Annotated in this window: 14 protein-coding genes and 1 pseudogene; 5 read left to right on the forward strand and 10 right to left on the reverse strand. The window is 65.4% G+C overall.

Annotation, left to right across the window (positions count from 1 at the left end; all coding sequences use genetic code 11):
* Positions 1-614 (reverse strand): annotated as a pseudogene (locus VHC04_RS00005) (hypothetical protein); the annotation flags it as partial.
* Between the two features lie 169 nt (positions 615-783).
* Between VHC04_RS00005 and VHC04_RS00010 the strand changes: the two are divergent.
* Positions 784-2,616, forward strand: coding sequence for a PHA/PHB synthase family protein (locus VHC04_RS00010; protein WP_413789035.1), 1,833 nt, complete (start codon positions 784-786; stop codon positions 2,614-2,616).
* A gap of 178 nt (positions 2,617-2,794) precedes the next feature.
* Here VHC04_RS00010 and VHC04_RS00015 read toward each other — a convergent pair whose 3' ends face one another.
* Positions 2,795-4,108: an MFS transporter gene (locus VHC04_RS00015; RefSeq protein ID WP_325676627.1), complete on the reverse strand. Its 1,314-nt coding sequence runs from the start codon at positions 4,106-4,108 to the stop codon at positions 2,795-2,797.
* 253 nt (positions 4,109-4,361) lie between these two features.
* Here VHC04_RS00015 and VHC04_RS00020 point away from each other — a divergent pair, with 253 nt between their 5' ends.
* Positions 4,362-5,243, forward strand: coding sequence for an acid phosphatase (locus tag VHC04_RS00020; protein ID WP_325676629.1), 882 nt, complete (start codon positions 4,362-4,364; stop codon positions 5,241-5,243).
* A 96-nt stretch (positions 5,244-5,339) separates the two neighbouring features.
* On the opposite strand, the gene VHC04_RS00025 is transcribed toward VHC04_RS00020, so the two are convergent.
* The 6 genes from VHC04_RS00025 to VHC04_RS00050 form a co-directional block, all read right to left on the reverse strand.
* Complete coding sequence (locus tag VHC04_RS00025) at positions 5,340-6,338, reverse strand: branched-chain amino acid ABC transporter permease (protein WP_325676631.1); 999 nt, start codon at positions 6,336-6,338, stop codon at positions 5,340-5,342.
* Complete coding sequence (locus VHC04_RS00030) at positions 6,338-7,207, reverse strand: branched-chain amino acid ABC transporter permease (protein WP_325676633.1); 870 nt, start codon at positions 7,205-7,207, stop codon at positions 6,338-6,340. Before VHC04_RS00030 ends, VHC04_RS00025 begins: the two co-directional genes overlap by 1 nt.
* Positions 7,204-7,935 carry an ABC transporter ATP-binding protein gene (locus VHC04_RS00035; protein WP_325676637.1) on the reverse strand — a complete coding sequence of 244 codons (732 nt, stop codon included), beginning with the start codon at positions 7,933-7,935 and terminating at the stop codon, positions 7,204-7,206. Before VHC04_RS00035 ends, VHC04_RS00030 begins: the two co-directional genes overlap by 4 nt.
* Entirely contained in the window at positions 7,932-8,699 is a 768-nt protein-coding gene (locus tag VHC04_RS00040; RefSeq protein ID WP_325676639.1) for an ABC transporter ATP-binding protein, read from the reverse strand. The genes VHC04_RS00035 and VHC04_RS00040 overlap by 4 nt, the downstream gene beginning before the upstream one ends.
* Entirely contained in the window at positions 8,696-9,823 is a 1,128-nt protein-coding gene (locus tag VHC04_RS00045; RefSeq protein WP_325676641.1) for an ABC transporter substrate-binding protein, read from the reverse strand. The genes VHC04_RS00040 and VHC04_RS00045 overlap by 4 nt, the downstream gene beginning before the upstream one ends.
* Positions 9,824-9,919: 96 nt before the next feature.
* Positions 9,920-10,768, reverse strand: coding sequence for an SDR family oxidoreductase (locus tag VHC04_RS00050; RefSeq protein WP_325676643.1), 849 nt, complete (start codon positions 10,766-10,768; stop codon positions 9,920-9,922).
* A gap of 272 nt (positions 10,769-11,040) precedes the next feature.
* On the opposite strand from VHC04_RS00050, the gene VHC04_RS00055 reads away from it, so the two are divergent.
* The 3 genes from VHC04_RS00055 to VHC04_RS00065 are packed head-to-tail and all read left to right on the forward strand — an operon-like array spanning position 11,041 to position 13,535.
* Positions 11,041-11,922, forward strand: coding sequence for an MBL fold metallo-hydrolase (locus VHC04_RS00055; RefSeq protein ID WP_325676645.1), 882 nt, complete (start codon positions 11,041-11,043; stop codon positions 11,920-11,922).
* Between the two features lie 15 nt (positions 11,923-11,937).
* Positions 11,938-12,351 (forward strand): Zn-ribbon domain-containing OB-fold protein, encoded by a 414-nt coding sequence (locus VHC04_RS00060; protein ID WP_325676647.1) that lies wholly within the window; start codon positions 11,938-11,940, stop codon positions 12,349-12,351.
* A gap of 14 nt (positions 12,352-12,365) precedes the next feature.
* Positions 12,366-13,535 carry a thiolase family protein gene (locus VHC04_RS00065; protein ID WP_325676649.1) on the forward strand — a complete coding sequence of 390 codons (1,170 nt, stop codon included), beginning with the start codon at positions 12,366-12,368 and terminating at the stop codon, positions 13,533-13,535.
* A 7-nt stretch (positions 13,536-13,542) separates the two neighbouring features.
* On the opposite strand, the gene VHC04_RS00070 is transcribed toward VHC04_RS00065, so the two are convergent.
* Complete coding sequence (locus VHC04_RS00070; protein ID WP_325676651.1) at positions 13,543-14,745, reverse strand: CaiB/BaiF CoA transferase family protein; 1,203 nt, start codon at positions 14,743-14,745, stop codon at positions 13,543-13,545.
* A 68-nt stretch (positions 14,746-14,813) separates the two neighbouring features.
* Positions 14,814-18,212 carry an acetyl-CoA carboxylase family protein gene (locus VHC04_RS00075; RefSeq protein ID WP_325676653.1) on the reverse strand — a complete coding sequence of 1,133 codons (3,399 nt, stop codon included), beginning with the start codon at positions 18,210-18,212 and terminating at the stop codon, positions 14,814-14,816.

The following is an 18,212-nucleotide window of genomic DNA, read 5'->3' on the forward strand; positions in this document are numbered from 1 at the left end:
CTCGGTGCCGATGCCTGTGAATCCGATGCGGACGGCTCCGATGGCGGCACGGCGGGCGCGGGCGCCAGCGGCGCGCTCTGCACCGCCTTGCGCGGTGCCGGGGCCGGTGGCGCGGGCGGCGGTGGCGGTGCCGTCACCGCCGGCATAGACGCGCTGGCCACCGGCGGTTCGGCCGGCGCGGCCGTACTCGCCCCGCTTCCGGCCGCCGGCGCGCCGGATGATGCCGAGGCACCGGACGGCGAGGCACCGGACGACGGGGCACCGGGCGGCGGGGCACCGGGCGGCGGAGCCGTGCCCACGCCGAACAGGTTGGGTGAAGCGCTTGGCGAGGATGGATCGGCCAGCGGCGTCGACTGCGCCTCATGCTGCGCATTGGTCCTGTCGGCGACCAGCGCAGCCGTCAGCTTGCGCAACGCGTCCTGGTCGGGCGCCGCCGGGCGGGAGGGCACCGTGTTCAGGTCCGGATAGGGCTGATCCGCGCCCGGCGGCTGCGGCCGCTCCTCGGCGATCTTGCCCCCCTCGACGCTGTGCCACCAGTTCACCGGATTGAACGAGGACGAGTTGGAGCAGCCCGCCAAAAGCCCCGTCGCCAGTAGCAACCCTGCCGTGCGCATCACCCCCCGGCCGGTGCATACGCGCAGCGTTGCAGACCCAGCTTGAACGTGGAATATGCCGCCTCTAGCTTGCACGCTGTCTTCGCTGCCCACCATATGTCGTAACCGTCCTCGCTAACGGCCGTCTGTGTAGCGGCTGACATCGCGGACGCAAAGGATGTCTCTTCCCATGGCTCGGAACGACAAGCCCGCCGCCCCGTCTCCGTCGAAGCCCCTGCCGAGCCTGGAGCCGCTGGGCTTCAAGACGCCGGACCCCGAGGTTGTCAGCCGGTCGATGGCCGACATCGCGGAGCGGTCGCAGCGGATCGTCGCCGAATGGCTGAAACGCCAGCCGGAGCAGGAGCACAATGCCGACCCGCTGAATATCGGCCGCGCCTTCATGGAAATGACGACCCGCCTGATGACCAACCCGGCCCGCATGGTGCAGGCGCAGCTGGGTTTCTGGCAGGATTACATGACGCTGTGGCAGAACACGGCCAAGCGCATGATGGGGATCGAGGCGCCGGACGTCATCGATTCACCCAACGACCGCCGCTTCAAGGATGATGCGTGGAAGGAGAATGAGGTCTTCGACTTCATCCGGCAGTCCTATCTGCTGTCCGCCCGCTACGTGCAGGACGTCGTTGCCCATGTCGACGGACTGGACCCGCGGACCGCGCAGAAGGTGGACTTCTATTCCCGGCAGTTCGTCGACGCCATGAGCCCGTCGAACTTCCTGATGACCAACCCCGAAGTGCTGCGCAAGACCGCGGAAACCGGCGGGGAGAACCTGTTGAAGGGGCTGAACAACCTGTTGACGGACCTGGAGCGCGGCAAGGGCCAGCTTCACATCAAGATGACCGACATGGACGCCTTCAAGGTAGGCGAGAATATCGGCGTCTCCCCCGGCAAGGTGATCTACCAGAACGACCTGATGCAGCTGATCCAGTACGACCCGGCCACCGAAACGGTTCTGAAGCGGCCGCTGCTGATCGGTCCGCCCTGGATCAACAAGTTCTACATCCTGGACCTGCGCCCGCGAAACAGCTTCGTCCGCTGGGCGGTGTCGCAGGGCCACACCGTCTTCGTGATCTCCTGGGTCAACCCGGATGCACGACTGGCCGAGAAGGACTTCGAGGACTACATGACCGAGGGCTACCTGGCCGCGCTGGACGCCATAGAGCTGGCGACCGGCGAAAAGGAGGTGGACGCCATCGGCTATTGCCTGGGCGGCACCCTGCTGGCCTCCACCCTCGCCTATATGGCTGCGGTCAACGACAAGCGGATCAAGACCGCGACCTTCTTCGTCACGATGATGGACTTCACCGAGGCCGGCGAACTCGGCGTCTTCATCGATGAGGAACAGCTGCGCTCGTTGGAGGAGAAGATGAACAAGCGCGGCTATCTCGAAGGCAGCGAGATGGCCACGACCTTCAACATGCTGCGCGCCAACGACCTGATCTGGTCGTTCGTGGTGAATAACTATCTGCTGGGCAACGATCCGTTCCCGTTCGACCTGCTGTACTGGAATGCCGATTCCACGCGGATGCCGGCAAAGATGCACAGCTTCTATCTGCGCAACATGTATCAGCAGAACCTGCTGGCGAAGCCGGGCGGCATCCATCTGAAGGGCGTGCCGATCGATCTGGGCAAGGTGAAGACGCCGGCCTATTTCCTGTCGACGCGGGAAGACCATATCGCGCCGTGGAAATCGACCTACAAGGGAACCCAGCTGCTGGGCGGCAAGAACCGCTTCGTGCTGGCCGCGTCAGGCCATATCGCGGGTGTGGTGAACCCGCCGGACGGCGGCAAGTACGGCCACTGGATCAACCAGGACCTGCCACCCGACCCGGACCAGTGGTTCGAGGGCGCGACGGAGATGGCCGGCTCCTGGTGGCCGGATTGGCATCGCTGGACACTGTCCTTCGGCAAGGCCGAGGTACCGGCGCGCCATCCCGGCGACGGCAAGCTGAAGGCGATCGAGGATGCACCCGGCAGCTACGTGAAGCTGCGGCTGAGCTGATCAAACGAAGCCGGGCGACCGGCGGGACGTTCCGCCGCCAGCGCACCGTTCCGGCCGGTTTGCTGGCGGCTTCCGGCCGTCAGCCGAAGCATGACAGGGCCAGATCGACCCTGTCACGCTTTCACCTCTTTCGAGCGCGATTCACGCCTGCCAACCGCCGGCCTCAGGCGATCGCGTCCTAGGGATATTCCTCCCTGGTGAACACCTGCAGCTCGGCGGTCAGCTCCTTGCCCTTGGTTTCGGGGCCGAGATAGACCGCGAAGACCAGCACGACCAGCGAGCCCATGGTGGCGATCATCATCGGCATGGCGAAGCCCATGCCCTGGTTGATCGCGAACCAGGTCAGCACCGGCGCGACGAAGCCACCCCAGATCGCCCCCTGATGATAGACGAACCCTGCCGCCGTGGCCCGGATTTCGGTGGGGAACCGTTCCGACAGCCAGGCCGGGTTCAGCGTGTCCTTGCCGCCAACGATCAGCGCCTGCAGCAGGAAGAACATGGTGAACATCAGCGGATCGTGCGTCATCAGGTAAAGCGGGACGATGAAGATCGCGATCGTGCATGGGATCATCAGCGCCCAGCGCCGGCCGATCTTGTCGGACAGCCCGCCCCAGAAGGCCGAGGATAGGAGCACCAGGATGTTACCCCAGAACAGCGGCGTCGCCACCATCGCCGGAGTCCAGCCAAGTTCCTTCTGCAGATAGGTCCCGGGCAGCGCCCAGATCGAGTAGTAGACGATGAAGTTTGCCGCCATCCAGAGACATCCGGTGAGCGTGTTCCACAGATATTGCCGCTTGAAGATGGCGAACAGCGGCAGTTTCACCTCCTGCTTCGTATCGACCTGAATCTTCTGGTTCTCCGACCAGACATCCGGCTCCTTGACGTAGGCGCGAATCCAGACGCAGGCGAGTGCCGGCAGCACGCCCAGGATCAGCATGCCCCGCCATCCCCAGCCTGCGTTCAGCGACTCGAGCGGTGTGTAGAGCAGGCCGTAGGCGGCGGCGGCCAGCGCGTAGCCCAGACCCCAGGAGCCTTGCAGGATGCCTGACATCAGGCCGCGCGAGCGGGCCGGCCATGACTCCATCGCCAGCGCCGCCCCGGCCGGCCATTCCGCTCCCATACCGACTCCGAGCAGGGCGCGGAAGAGGAAGAGGACGATGAAGCTGGGGGACAGGCCGGCGGCCAGGTTGCAGATGGAGTACCACAGGATGGAAATCATCAGCGGCGCCTTGCGGCCCCAGCGGTCGGCCATCCATCCCGCCGCGGTAGCACCGGCCAAGCGCACCCACAACGTGACGGCGAAGACGGCGGTGACGGCCGTCAACGGCACGTTGAACTCCCGACTGATGGGCACCATGATCAGCAGGAAAATGGTGAAATCGAACGCATCCAGCGTCCATCCCAGCCAGGCGGCGAAATAGGCGTACCATTGGTCCTTGGTGGGCTCCCGCCACCAGGGGACGTCTTGCGCTGTATTGACAGCTCCGGACATGAGGAAACTCCCTGTATTTATTTGTTACTGGCGCGCGATGAAGACCGGCTCGGCCGTTGCGGGCCGCCGGTTCCGCGCGCCGAGCGCACGTTAGTCGGTCGGCACGCCAGCACAAGAACGGTTTTCACGGCGGTTGCGGCGGATATCATCGCGCCAGCCGCAAGGCGCGGGAACGGCCACCGATCAAGGTGACTGGACGGAAGCCCCGCCGCGGCGCATCGTACGGAGCGCCGACCAGGGAAAGACCTCGTCCATGCCGAACGTCGCGACCGCCAGATGCCTGCGCGGATGGCTTTTTCTCCTGGTGCCGGTTCTCCTGGTACCGGCCTTGCCGGGTTCAACCGGCGCGCTCGCCCAGACCGCCCCTGGATCGGCCCCTGCCCTGGCCCCGGTGCCGGAAATCCGGCCTGGCGTGCTGCAGGGCTATCTGGCGCGCGACGCCCTGCCGAACAGCCTGGCCCTGATACCGCCGCCGCCAGCCGCCAACTCGGCCGCATTCGCGCGCGACCAGGCGTTCAGCAAGCGTGGCCAGGCGATGCGCGGCAGCGGGCGCTGGACCCTGGCGACCTCTGATGCCGACCTGAGTTTCCCGCATGCCGCTGGTACGTTCACCTGCGCCCTGGGCGTATCGATCACCGAGCAGGATGCGCCGCATCTGTATAGACTGCTCCGCCGTGGCATGACCGACGCCGGATACGCCACCGCCGCCGCAAAGGACCATTATCAGCGCGCGCGCCCCTTCATGCGAAACCGGCAGGCGACCTGCACGCCGAAAAAGGAAGCCGATCTCAGAACGAACGGATCCTATCCGTCCGGACACGCCTCGATCGGGACAGCCTGGGCGCTGATCCTGTCGGAGCTGGCGCCGGACCGGGCCGACGCGATCGAGGCTCGCGGCCGCAGCTTCGGGCAAAGTCGTGTCGTCTGCAACGTGCACTGGGAGAGCGATGTGCTGGCCGGCCAGTTCATCGGCGCCGCGACCGTAGCGCGGCTGCATGCCGATCCTGTCTTCCGCGCCGAGCTGGATGCCGCGAAGGCCGAACTCGCCGCCGTTCGGTCCAGGGGCAAGGCCCCAGAGGCCGCCTGTGCGGCGGAGGCCGCGGCCCTGGCGCTGGACCCGCCGCAATCGCCGTAAGGCGCGGCCATCCACCGCAGTACTGCGCCGGCCCGGCGACGGGTGCGCCCGCCGACACGGAGCGCGAGGCGACTCGTGTCGCTGCGAGACCGATCCTCAGCCCCGTTCCGCTTCCATTGCCACGGGACCACCCGCCGCGCGGCCCCTGGTCCGCCGGCCGAACACGCCCTGCAGCAGGTTCGCCAGCCCGCCCGGGAACAGGCACAGCACACCCACCAGCACTACGCCCAGCACGATCTTGTCGAAATACGCACCCAGCGACAGGTAGCTTTTCTGCACCATCAGCAGCGCCGTGCCGATCAGCGGCCCCAGCAGCAGGCGCCGTCCGACCAGCACGACGGCCGTCAACATCAGCACCAGGAAATAGGTCTCGAACAAGTCCGGCCCGACATAGGCGCGCTGATAGGCATAGAGCCAGCCGCCCACCGCGGTCAGCGGCGCCGACACCAGGAACACCGACAGCCGGACCCGCTGGCCGTCCAGCCCGCTCATGGTCGCCAGCGGCGTGTTCATATGCACCATCAGCGCGGCATGCCCGAGCTTGGACCGGCGGAAGCGGGAGACGAAATACAGCACCAGCAGCAGCAGGACATACGCGTATGGCCACAGATCCTTATTGCTGAGCGCGGTCAACCTCAGGCCGGGCAGCGACAGGTCCAGCGGCGGGATGCCGACGAAGCCGTCCGATCCGCCCAGCAGATCGGTATTATAGCAGATCGTATAGACAACGACGTTGGTGGCGTAGGTGACCAGCGAGAACGCGAATTCCCGCGTGCGCAGCGTGATCAGCCCGACGACCAATGCCAGCAGGAAAGCGCACAGTCCGGCCGCCGCCAGCGTCGCCCAGGCGTTCCAGCCAAAATTCACTGCCAGGATGCCGGTGGCATAGGCACCTGCGGCGAAGAAGGCGGTATGGGCCAGCGAGACTTCGCCGAGGTCCGACAGGATGATGTCCTGGCCATAGGCCATGACGGCGAAAATCGCCGTCACCACCAGCGTATTGTAGATCAGCGTGGATCCGCCGAGCATCACGGGCAGGAACCAGCCTGCCACGATCAGGGCCGCGATCAGCAGCCAGCGCAGCCTCGCCGGCATCACCGCGACAGCCCTCCGGCCGAGGCCAGGCCGCCCGGCCGCAGTACCATGATCGGAATGATGATCAGGAACGCCGCGGCGGTCACATAGGTCGGGCCCACCAGCGCGCCGAAGAAGGCGCTGAACAGCCCCATCGCCAGCCCTGCGAAGTAGGAACCGGAGACGCTGCCGACGCCGCCCAGCACGACCACGACAAAAGTCATGATCACTTCATCGAATCCCATCGACGTGATGATCGGCGTGCGTGGCGCGACCAGTGTGGCGGCCAGCGCGACGGCGGCGCCCTCGAACGCGAAAATCCCCAGGTAGATTTTCGAGATATTGACGCCAGCAAGCTGCGTCAGCCTTGGGTCCTCGGCCACCATGCGCACCCAGGAGCCGATCAGACCGTGCGCCATGACGGCGCGCAGCACCAGGAACATGATGATGGTGACGACGACGACCGCGATATCCTGGGCCGTCAGCAGCACCGGTCCCCATTGCAGGGTCCAGGCATTCAGCGGGCTGGCGATCATCTGCGGACGGACGCCGAAGGCCAGCCCGGCGGTGCCTTCCACGATCTGGCCGAAGCCCAGGGTGACGATCATCAGGCTGACCAGGTTCTGTTGCACCGTCAGGCGCATCATCGCCCTCTGCATGACCGCGCCCAGCAGCGCGCCGGTCAACACCGCGGCCGGAATGGCGGCGACATAGGGCAACCCGGTCGCGTGCATGACCCACCAGGCCATGAAGGCGCCCAGCATATACATCTGTCCATGCCCGAAATTGACCAGCCGGGCGGCGCCGAGCAGCAGGGTCCAGCCGATCGCGGTCAGGGCGTAGGCGTGGCCCATGATCACGCCATTCACCAGTTGCTGCCAGACATTCATGCTTTCGTGCTGCCCAGATAGGCCTCGACGATGCGTGGATCGTCACGCATCGCGCCGATCGGTCCATCGGCGATGATGCGGCCGCGTTCCAAAAGGTAAAGATGGTCCACCACCTCCATCGCCGCGCGGACATTCTGTTCGACCAGCAGAACGGACAGCCCGGCATCGGCAAGCTTGCGGATGGTCAGCAGCAGGGTCAGCACCAGCCTTGGCGCCAGGCCGATCGAAGGTTCATCCAGCAGCAGGACCTTCGGACCCAGTCGCAACGCGCGGCCGATCGCCAGCATCTGCCGCTCGCCACCGGACAACGAGGCCGCACGGTTGGCGCGGCGTTCCGCCAGGCGCGGAAAAAGCGCAAAGACATGATCGACGGAGAAGGCGCGCCGCTCCGCCTCCGGTCCGTGCGGGCGGGTGGAGCGCAGGTTTTCCTCCACCAGCATCGTGCCAAATACGGCCAGTCCTTCGGGCACGAGCACCAATCCGCGCTGGACACGCTGATAGGTCGGCAGGCCGTTCAGCGTCTCACCATCCAGCTTCACGACGCCGGACGCGCGCGCCGGTCCGCGTGACCAGCCCAGCAGGCCGTTGACCAGCGTGCTCTTGCCCGCGCCATTGGCGCCGACGACACCGGCCAGCGTACCGGCCGGCAACGCCAGATGCGGCACTGAAACGGCCGGATCGCCGCCATAGCTGACCGACAGCTTCTCAACCTCCAGCGCCGCCCTCATGCCGCTCGGCCCAGATAGGCTTCCAGCACGCGCGGATCGGCCTGCACCGTGGCGGGATCGCCATGCGCCAGGATCTTGCCCTGCTCCAGCACCACCAGGTAGTCGGCGTGTTCCATCACCAGATCCATGTGGTGCTCGATCAAAACGATACCGATATTTTCTCCGCGCAGGCGGTCCAGCACGCGCGCGAGCCGCTCCATATCGGGACCGCCCAGGCCGGCGGCCGGCTCATCCAGCATCAGAACACGCGCGCCCTCGGCGTAGGCCAGGGCGATCGATAGCATGCGCTGAGTGCCGTACGGCAGGGAGGCGGGTGGCAGATGGTGGAGGCCACGCGGCACGCCGAACCGCTCCAGGATGGCGTGCGCCTCGGCTTCGGCCGCGCGACGGCGGCGGTATTCCACCCAGGGCAACAGCACGGCGACGGCGAGCGGCGTGCCGGTGGTGCGCAGCAGCACGCCGGTCATGTTCTCCAGGGTGGAGATGCCGCCGAAGAACGCGTTCTGCTGAAAGGTACGGTGCAATCCCAGCGCCGACAGCCGGTAGGGCGGCAGGCCGGTCACGTCCTGGCCCATGAAGGTGATGGCGCCGGTGTGGCGCACCATGTTGGTGGTGGCGTTGAAGCAGGTGCTCTTGCCGGCGCCGTTGGGGCCGATGATCCCCAGGATCTGACCTGGATGCACCTCCCACGACACGTCCTGCAGGGCCTGGAACCCGCCGAAGCGGACCGACAGACCCCGCACCCGCAGCAGCGGTTCCGTCACTGCTGGACGACGATCTGGCCGTCCTTCACGGTGGTGGTGAAGAAATGCGCCTGCATCTGGCCGTTCGGAGCGAACGTGGCGTCACCGAAGATGGTGCCGGGCAGCGTCTTGCCGCGAATGGCATTGGCCACTTTCTCCTTGTCCAGGCTCTTCACCTGGTTGGCCGCGATCGCCCAGACCTGTAGCGCGCCGCCGCCCAGCGCGGTGAACTTGTCCGCCAGCAGATGATTCGTCCGCAGCGCGGCAACGAAATCCTGGTTCGCCTTATATGACTTGAACGGCTCGACATCGGCGAAATAGATGTCCGCGCTGGCAACGCCCTCGGCGGCCGCGCCGGCGATCGCCAGCACGGTTGGGGAGATGGTGCCGACCGCGGCCACCACCGGCGCGCCGCCGCGCTGCTGGGCGTATTGCTGCAGGAAGGCCGGCATGCCGGAGCCGCCCGAGGAATTGGTGACCGACACCGCATCCGGCTTCGCATCCTTGATTGCGGTGACGGCGACGCGGAAATCGGTGGCGGTAAAGGGGAAGCTCTGCTGGCTGACGATCTCATAGGGCCAGCCTGCCTTTTTCAGCTCCGCCTCCACCCCGGCCTGGGCGCCGTTGCCGTAGGCATCGTTCTGCGTCGCGAAAGCGATCCGGTGCGCCTTGCTGTGCATCAGCCAGTCGGCGATCGCGGCGGCGTCCATGGCGTTGGAGCTGTTCATCCGCACCGCCAGCGGATTGTTGTTGTTCGCCAGGATGCCGTCGGCCTTCGACAGCACCGTGATGTCCATGATGCCGGCACGCGCCAGCACCGGCTGGATCGCCAGCGTGACAGGGCTGTTGTAGCCTTCGATGACCAATGACACGCCTTCGCCGATCAGTTCATTGGCCTTGGCGACGCCGACCGCGGGCGTGCTTTCGTCATCGCGGATCAGGACCTGGATGGGCCGGCCAAGGACGCCGCCCTGGGCGTTGATCAGCTCCGCCATCACCTGCACGGCCTTGGTGACGCGCTGGCCGTCATCGCCGGCGCCACCGCTTTGCGGGAACAGCATGCCGATCTTGATCGGTTCCGCGGCGTGGGCGGCAAATGAACTCAGCAGCAGCGCGGCGGCCGCGAACCAGGAGCGAAAGCGCATCGGTCGTTTCCCATTGCGTTTGTCACGACGGTCCGTGCCGCCGGGATCAGGCGGGCAGGGTTAAGCAGCGGCGCCGGGGGAGTCAAACACCTTTAGTCACAACTTGAAGTAATCCGGCCGGCCGGTCGGCCACATGTCGCCCCAGAGCTGCTGGCCGCCATCGACCGTCAGCACCTCACCGGTAATGAACTTGCCGGTCGAGGCAGCCAGATAGGCGCAGGCATCGGCCACGTCCTGCGCATCGCCCACCCGCCGCATCGGGTTGGATTCCAGGAAGGAGGCCAGGCCCTCGGGCGGGTAGACGGCAAAGCCGCTGGTCTCATGCGCCCCGGGTGCGACGCAGTTGACACGGATATTCAGCGGCGCCCATTCCACCGCCACCGTCTTCGACAGATACACCACGCCCGCCCGCGCCGCGCAGGTATGGGCAATGCCCGGCATGCCGCGCCAGAAATCCACCACCACGTTGACGATGCAACCGGGCCGCTTGTCCGCGGCCCATTGCCGAGCGGCGGTCTGCATCATGTACCAAGTGCCGTTCAGGTTGGTGTCGATGACGGCGTTCCAGCCCTTCACGGAAAAATCGATCGCTGCCTGGGGAAACTGACCGCCGGCATTGTTCACCAGAATGTCGATGCCGCCGACCTCCCGCTGCACGAAGGCAAAGGTTTCGTGCACCTCGTCCGGATTGCGGATCGTCATCGGCCGGATGGTGATCCGGCGGCCGAAACGGCCAAAGAAGGCGGCGGCTTCCTCCAGCCGTTCCCGCCTGCGGCCGACGATCACGAGGTCGGCACCCAGCCGGGTAAAGGTGGTGGCGATGCATTTGCCCAGGCCGCTGCCGGCCCCGCTGACCAGGACGCGCTTGCCCTCGAACAGCCCGTCACGCCAGGGCAAGGGCTGGGTGGCAAGAAATTCGTCGGAAAAGCCGAAGCTCTGCGTCATGGACCGGGTTCCGTCAGGAAAGGTTCGGGTTTCGGCGCGCCCTGAACACAGCCGGCCCCTCCGTCACGTCAGGCGTCGTCAGCGTGTCCGGCAGGTCATGCCGACCGCGCCATCCCGCCAGAGCAGGATCGGCGAGGCATGCTGCATCGGGACCGACTCCGCATGGCTGCCGGCCCGGCAGGGTGGCGGTGGTGGATGGACGGTGCAAGTCTGGTCGATGCGGCCGCTTCGTGCGTAGGATCACGACAGCGCCGACAAGAGGAAACGATACCATGAGCCTGAGCTTCGCCGTGGGCGACCTGACCGTGCACCGCGTGATCGAGAATGAAGGCCCGCTGTTCGACCCGCTGACCTTCTTCCCCACCTTGGACAAGACGGTCCTGGAGGAGAGCCGGTCCTGGATGCAGCCGCGCTTCCTCGATCCGGCGACCGGACAACTGGTGCTGTGCATCCAATCCTATATCGTGCGGACCCGCCATCATACGATTCTGATCGACAGTTGCGTCGGCAACCATAAGGAACGGACGAACTACCCGTTCTGGAACCAGATGACATCCGACCGATATGAACGGAACCTGGCCGCGCACGGCCTGGGCTTCGGCGACATCGACTTCGTCATGTGCACCCATCTGCACGTCGATCATGTCGGCTGGAACACGAAACTGGAAAACGGACGCTGGGTACCGACCTTTCCGAAGGCGAAATACGTGTTCGCCGACCGAGAGCTGGCGTTCTGGACGGAACGGGAAAAAACCGATCCCGGCAAGCAGCCCTGGATCACCGATTCCGTGCTGCCGATCGTCTCGGCGAAGCGGCATGAGGTGGTGCGCAGCGATCATGAGTTGTCCGACGTGGTACGCCTGATCCCGACGCCGGGGCACACGATCGACCATTACTCGGTCCGGATCGGCAAGCCGGGCGCGGACGCGATCATCGGTGGCGACATGATTCATTCGCCGCTTCAGGCCCGTTACCCAGAGCTGCCGATGCGGGCGGACTACGACCGGACGCAAGGCGGCGTGTCGCGGCGCACCCTGTTTGAACAGATCTGCGATACGTCGACCTTGTTCTGCTCCGGCCATTTCCCCTCACCGTCCACCGGCCGGTTCACGCGCTGGGGCGATGGGTTCCGCTTCGAATGCACGCAGGCTTGATCAGGAGGTTTTGTCATGTCCCAGACCGTGCCCAAGCCGATCCCCGTCCCCGACGACATGAGCCGCCCATTCTTCGACGGCGCGCGGGACAAGCGGCTGATGCTGCAATGCTGTACCGGCTGCGGCAAATGGAGCTTCCCCGTGCGGGAGCGCTGCCCGCATTGCTTCGCAGCCACGCTGGAATGGCGGCAAGCCAGCGGCAAGGGCACGCTGTATACCTTCACCATCATGCACCAGGTGATGAATCCCGGCTTCGCGTCGTCGGTACCGTATAACGTTGCGCAAGTGGATCTGGAGGAGGGCGTGCGCATGGTATCCAACGTCATCGGCTGCCGCAACGACGCACTGAAGATCGGCATGGCCCTGGAAGCGGTGTTCGAGGATGCGGGCGACAGCATCACGCTGCCCAAGTTCCGGCCGGCCGGCTGAAAGGGGGGACGAACATGGCAAGCAAATCCCGGGGCGCCATCGTCGGGCTGGGCGTCACGCAGATGGGCAGGATCTACGGCCGCCGGTCGGTGAATTTCGCCGCCGAGGCGATCGCGCTGGCACTCGACGACGCCGGATTGCGGAAATCCGAGGTGGACGGGCTGCTGATCAATGCCAACATCCCCAACGACATGGATCCCCGCGCGCAGATGATGCTGGGATTGGAGAACCTGTCGCTGATCAGCGTGATGAACGCCTACGGCTCCACCATGGGCAGCATGATGCAGTATGCCTGCATGGCCATCCGTGAGGGATTGGCCAATGTCGTCGTGCTGGTCTACGCGGACGCACCACTGTCACCCAGCCGCGGCGCGGGACAGTCTTATGCCGGGCCGCACCGGTTCCCGCTTGGCGGCATGACCGGACTGCGCGCCGCGTACGGCAATTTCGGTGCCAATCCCGAATACGCCATGGCCGCTCGGCGGCACATGCACCTTTACGGCACGACCGAAGATCATTTCGGCGCCATCGCAATCGGCCAGCGGCAATGGGCGCAAATGAATCCGTGGGCGCAGATGCGCAAGCCGATGACCATGGAAGACCATCACAACGCCCGCTTCATCGCCGAACCGCTGCGGCTGCTGGATTGCTGCCTGGTCTCCAACGGCGCCGTCGCCGTGGTGGTCACGTCTCCGGAACGGGCCCGCGACCTGAAACAGCCGCCAGTGCATGTACTGGGTTATGCACAATGCGCGCCGGGCGACAATCTGCGCACCGACCATCACCCGGCGGTGGAGACAGGGGCGAAACAGTCCGGTGAGCGGGCATTCCGCATGGCCGGCATCACGCGCGACGATATCGGAAGCTGCCAGCTTTACGATTGCTACACCTATACCGTGTTGGTCACGCTGGAGGATTACGGCTTCTGCAAGAAAGGCGAAGGCGGCCCCTTCGTCGCGGACGGCAAGCTGGCACCCGGGGGATCGCTGCCGACCAACACCGGCGGCGGCCAGCTCTCCGGCTATTACATGTGGGCGTTCACGCCGCTATCGGAAGCCGTCGTGCAGGCGCGCGGCCAGGGCGGTGAGCGGCAGGTACCGAAAAACGATTACATCCTGGTCAGCGGCAATGGCGGAATTCTGAATTTTCATTCCACCATGATCGTCAGTCGGCACGTATCCTGATCGCATCTCAGGCGACGATGCCAGATGTTCGAAGGTCCGCGATCTCGGCTTTCGAATAGCCGAGATCGCACAGGATCGCGCCGGTGTGCTGGCCATAGCCCGGAGCCTCGGTCGCCGCGACCTTCGGCGCATCGCTGACGGTGAACGGGCTATCGACGGTCATCAGACCTGTGTCTGACAGCGGGCGCAGGAAGCCGGCGTCATGCGCCTGTTTATCGGTGACGATCTCGGCTGCCTTGCCGACGACCCCGAACGTGATTCCGGCCTGGTCCAGAATGCCTCGCCATTCCGACAGCATCTTCCGGGCGAACACCGAGTCGAGGATCTGCGTCAGTGTCACGGCATGGGTGCGGCGGGAAACGGCATCCACGAAACGCGGGTCCGCCACAAGTTCCGGCATGTCGATCGCTTTCGCCAAGGCCGGCCATTGACGTTCGTTGATGGCGGCAAGCATGAACCACCGATCGTCGAGAGTGCGATAGAGGTTTGTCAGCGCGCTGATCGATTCCTCGCGCGGCGGGCGGGGCGGGAATTGTGTCCCGCAGAGTTCCGCCTGGATCAGGTATGCGTTCGCCCACATGCCGCTGGCCATCAGCGCGGCCCTGACCTCTCCGCCTTTTCCGGTTTTCTCTCGCTGGTAAAGAGCCGTAACAATGGCGCCGTACAGCGCCATCGCGGTCGGCCGGTCACCCATTGCGGGTACCGATCGTGCCGGCATGGCGCGATGGTCGGCGCGGACCTCATCCATGAGGCCGGAGCGGGCCCAGTAGGCCGTGGCGTCAAAGCCGGTCTTGTCCGCCTCATCACCGACCTCACCGTAAGCCGTCAAGGACGCATAGATCAGTCGGGGATATTTCTCCGCCAGGTCCCGATACCGGATTCCCAGCCGTGCCCTGCCCGGCAAAGGAGTGTTGGTAACGAAAATATCAGACCGAGCGAGGAGGCGGTGGAGGACTTGCAGGCCGTTGGGGGACTTGAGGTCGAGGACGAGGCCTTTCTTGTTCCGGTTATCCATTAACCAGGGATGGTTGTGATCCGCATCCGGCATGCCGGGACGCTTGTATTGACTACGCCAGGGGTCACCGCCGCCCGGAGGTTCGATCTTGATGACCTCGGCGCCGAAATCCGCCAGCACTGTCGTCGCGGCGGGCGCGGCGACATAGCTGGCACAGTCGATCACTCGCAGACCCGCGAACAATGGTTCGGTCATGCCTGGACGCTCCCCGTCTGGTTCTTGCCGCCAGTGTCAGGCGGGATATCCAGGCCGTCAATCCAGGCTCACCACGGATCGATATAGGGATATTTCTTGCTTGTGCGCGGGGGAACGGGCGGCAGACGCTTGAGGCTGCTGGCGATCCAGTCGCGCGTATCGGCGGGGTCGATGACGTCATCGATTCCACCGCCCTGTGCGGCGTTCACCGCCTTCGCGGCGTCATATGCCGCAGCGGTCCGGCGTTCGAATTCTGCTCGGCGATCCTCGGGATCTTCAATGCCCATCAGTTCCTTCCGGTAGCCCAGCTTGACAGCGCCTTCGATGTTCATGCCTGCGAACTCCGCGGTGGGCCAGGCAACGGCGAAGAAGCCGACCAGCGTGCCGGCGCCGCACATGGCCTGCGCGCCCAGGCCATAGGCCTTGCGAACGATCACGGTGAACAGCGGCGCGGTCATGTTGGCGCCGACATTGAACAGCCGCGTGCAATGCCGCACCAGCGCTGTTCGTTCGACTTCCGGTCCGACCATGATGCCGGGGCAATCGACCAGGCTCAGGACCGGGATGTCGAACGCATCACAAAGCTGCAGGAAGCGTGCGCCCTTGTCGGACCCGTTGGAATCGATCGCACCGGCCAGGTGATGCGGGTTGTTGGCGATGACGCCCATCGGCCGGCCTTCGACGCGAATAAAGGCGGTGATGATGCCGACACCGAACCTGGGCCTCAGTTCCAACACCGACCCCTTGTCGGCGATGGTTTCGATGATCTCCCGCATATTGTACAGGCGCAGCCGGTTTTCCGGTATGACGTGGCGCAGCGCCCGTTGATCCGGCGTTTCCCACGCGGCGACCCGCCCCTGGAAATAGGACAAGTATTTACGGGCGACTTCGACCGCTTCCGCCTCATCCTTCACCAGGACGTCCACCACGCCATTCGGCACCTGGACCGACATGGGGCCGACCTCCTCGGGCGTATAGATGCCCAGGCCGCCCCCTTCGATCATGGCCGGACCGCCCATCCCGAGCGTGGAGCCCGCGGTCGCGATGATGACGTCGCTGCACGCGACCAGGGCCGTGTTGCCGGCAAAGGTGCGACCGTTGACGATGGCGACCAGGGGTACCAACCCGCTGAGCTGGGAGAAGGTCGTGAAGGTATGGGTATCGACGGCAACGCGCGGCCCGACCGTATCGTCCCCGGGCCGGCCGCCGCCGCCTTCCCCGAACAGCACCAACGGCAGGCGGAAGCGATGCGCCAGCTCGAACATCCGGTCCTGCTTATAGTGATTGCGGCGGCCCTGGGTTCCCGCCAGCACCGTGTAATCGTAGTGAACGACAAGGGCGCGTGAGCGTGTTTCGTCAAACAGGTCGCCATTGATCGAGCATGTGCCGGCGACCACGCCGTCGGCCGGCGTGTTCTTCCGAAGCGCCTCGATGGAATTGCGCTGATGCTGCAGCGCGACGATCAATGGCCAATATTCCTTGAAGGAACCCGGATCGACGAGCTGCTCGATATTCTCACGCGGCATGCGATAGCCGGTCTTACGGCGCCGAGCGACAGCATCGGGCCGATTCTCGTCCAAGGTCAGAGCGTGGCGATCATAGACCTCCCGCAGGTCGTCCCGGATGTGATCCAGATCCGCCGTGGTGTCGGTGATGACGGCGCCGCCTTCCACATCCGCCTCCAGAACGAAGGCGATCGGGAAGCCTTCGCGCACCACGTCACCCGGCGCCATCGTCACGTCGCGCACGATGCCGCTGTGCGGGGCGGTAATGAGGTGTTCCATCTTCATCGCCTCGACCACCGCGATGCGCTGGCCTTGCCGCACCGCATCGCCGGTCTTCACATCGACCGCGACGATCGTGCCCTGAATGGGTGAAGGCACGCCGACGGAGCCGTCGGGACCGGTCAGCTCGGGTGCGTCATCATCATCCGATGCCGTTGCCGCCTGTTGCGCCTTCACCTGCGCATCATGTGCGAACAACGCCAGCGGATCGCGACTCCTTACGCGCGCGCCGGCAAAGCCCGCGTCACTGCCGGATCGCGCCGGCTCCACGAAGCGCGGCTGCTGATCGGCCGCCATGGCCACGAGATCGGCGACATGCTCATCGATCCAACGTGTATGAACGGCTCCGGCGGCAAAATCCCGGTGAGCCAGGATGGCGCGCAGGAACGGGATCGATGTCGCAACGCCATCCAGCCGGAATTCGCCCAGCGCGCGTGACGCCTTCGCCGCGACGGCGGCGAAATCCGATGAGGGCGTCTGCACAATCACTTTCGCCAACAATGAGTCGAATGCCCTGCTGGTGCGATAGCCGGTATACCCGAACCCATCCACCCGCACGCCCGGACCGCTCGGTGGTTCATAGGCTGTCAGCGTACCACCGGACGGCCGGACCGATCCGTCGGCGGACACCGTTTCCATATTGACGCGGGCCTGGATCGCGTACCCGCGCGGGATCGGCGCCGTCGCCAGGCCCAGCTCCGCGAGGCTTGCGCCTTGTGCCAGGCGGATCTGCGTCTGCACCAGGTCAACGCCGGTGACGGCCTCGGTCACCGTATGCTCGACCTGCAGGCGGGCATTGGTTTCGATGAAAACGAAAGGTTCATCGACATCGTGGCCGGCGGCATCCACCAGGAACTCGAAGGTGCCCAGGTTCCGATAGCCGACGCGCTGAGCGAAGCGGACGGCGGCACCGATGATGTCGGCCCGCAGACCCTCATGGAGCGCCGGTGCCGGCGCGACTTCCAGAATCTTCTGGAACCGGCGCTGGACGCTGCATTCACGCTCTCCCAGATGCGTGACGTGCCCGGCGGCGTCACCCAGGATCTGTACCTCGACATGGCGTGCCCGCGGCAGAAATGCCTCGACATAGACATCAGGCCGACCAAACGCGGCCCTCGCTTCCGACTGACAGCGCTGATAGGCTTCGGCGATATCCTCGGCCATCAGCACCGCCCTGGTGCCGCGCCCGCCACCACCCGCGACGGCCTTGATGATCATCGCGCCGCCAGGACCCAGGGAATCGAAGAACGCCCTCGCTTCCTCCAGCGACACCGCGTGATCGAGTCCCTTGATCACCGGCACGCGCGCCGCGATCGCGGCTGCCCTGGCGCGCGCCTTGTCACCGAACAGTTCCAGATGAGCCACATCCGGCCCGACAAATGTCAGTCCTTCCGCGGCACAGCGCGCGGCGAGATCGGCCCGCTCCGCCAGGAAGCCATAGCCGGGATGGACCGCATCGCAGCCGGCCTCTCGCGCGGCGCCGATCACGGCATCGATATCGAGATAGGCGGCAGCCCCCTGCCCTGGCAACGGGACCGCCTGTTCCGCCATGCGCGGATGCAGGCTTTGCGTATCATCCTGGGAGAACACGGCCACGCTGTGTAGCCCCATATCCGCCGCGGCGCGCGCAATGCGGATGGCAATCTCGCCGCGATTGGCGATCAGCAGCCTGGAGACAGCCAC

Source organism: Rhodopila sp. (genome assembly GCF_035548095.1).
Lineage (GTDB): Bacteria > Pseudomonadota > Alphaproteobacteria > Acetobacterales > Acetobacteraceae > Rhodopila.

Excerpts from the sequence above, each read along its gene's own strand:
- VHC04_RS00010 (WP_413789035.1), top strand. The coding sequence starts at position 784 with ATGGCTCGGAACGACAAGCCCGCCGCCCCGTCTCCGTCGAAGCCCCTG.
- VHC04_RS00015 (WP_325676627.1), bottom strand. The coding sequence starts at position 4,108 with ATGTCCGGAGCTGTCAATACAGCGCAAGACGTCCCCTGGTGGCGGGAG.
- VHC04_RS00020 (WP_325676629.1), top strand. The coding sequence starts at position 4,362 with ATGCCGAACGTCGCGACCGCCAGATGCCTGCGCGGATGGCTTTTTCTC.
- VHC04_RS00025 (WP_325676631.1), bottom strand. The coding sequence starts at position 6,338 with ATGCCGGCGAGGCTGCGCTGGCTGCTGATCGCGGCCCTGATCGTGGCA.
- VHC04_RS00030 (WP_325676633.1), bottom strand. The coding sequence starts at position 7,207 with ATGAATGTCTGGCAGCAACTGGTGAATGGCGTGATCATGGGCCACGCC.
- VHC04_RS00035 (WP_325676637.1), bottom strand. The coding sequence starts at position 7,935 with ATGAGGGCGGCGCTGGAGGTTGAGAAGCTGTCGGTCAGCTATGGCGGC.
- VHC04_RS00045 (WP_325676641.1), bottom strand. The coding sequence starts at position 9,823 with ATGCGCTTTCGCTCCTGGTTCGCGGCCGCCGCGCTGCTGCTGAGTTCA.
- VHC04_RS00050 (WP_325676643.1), bottom strand. The coding sequence starts at position 10,768 with ATGACGCAGAGCTTCGGCTTTTCCGACGAATTTCTTGCCACCCAGCCC.
- VHC04_RS00055 (WP_325676645.1), top strand. The coding sequence starts at position 11,041 with ATGAGCCTGAGCTTCGCCGTGGGCGACCTGACCGTGCACCGCGTGATC.
- VHC04_RS00060 (WP_325676647.1), top strand. The coding sequence starts at position 11,938 with ATGTCCCAGACCGTGCCCAAGCCGATCCCCGTCCCCGACGACATGAGC.
- VHC04_RS00065 (WP_325676649.1), top strand. The coding sequence starts at position 12,366 with ATGGCAAGCAAATCCCGGGGCGCCATCGTCGGGCTGGGCGTCACGCAG.
- VHC04_RS00070 (WP_325676651.1), bottom strand. The coding sequence starts at position 14,745 with ATGACCGAACCATTGTTCGCGGGTCTGCGAGTGATCGACTGTGCCAGC.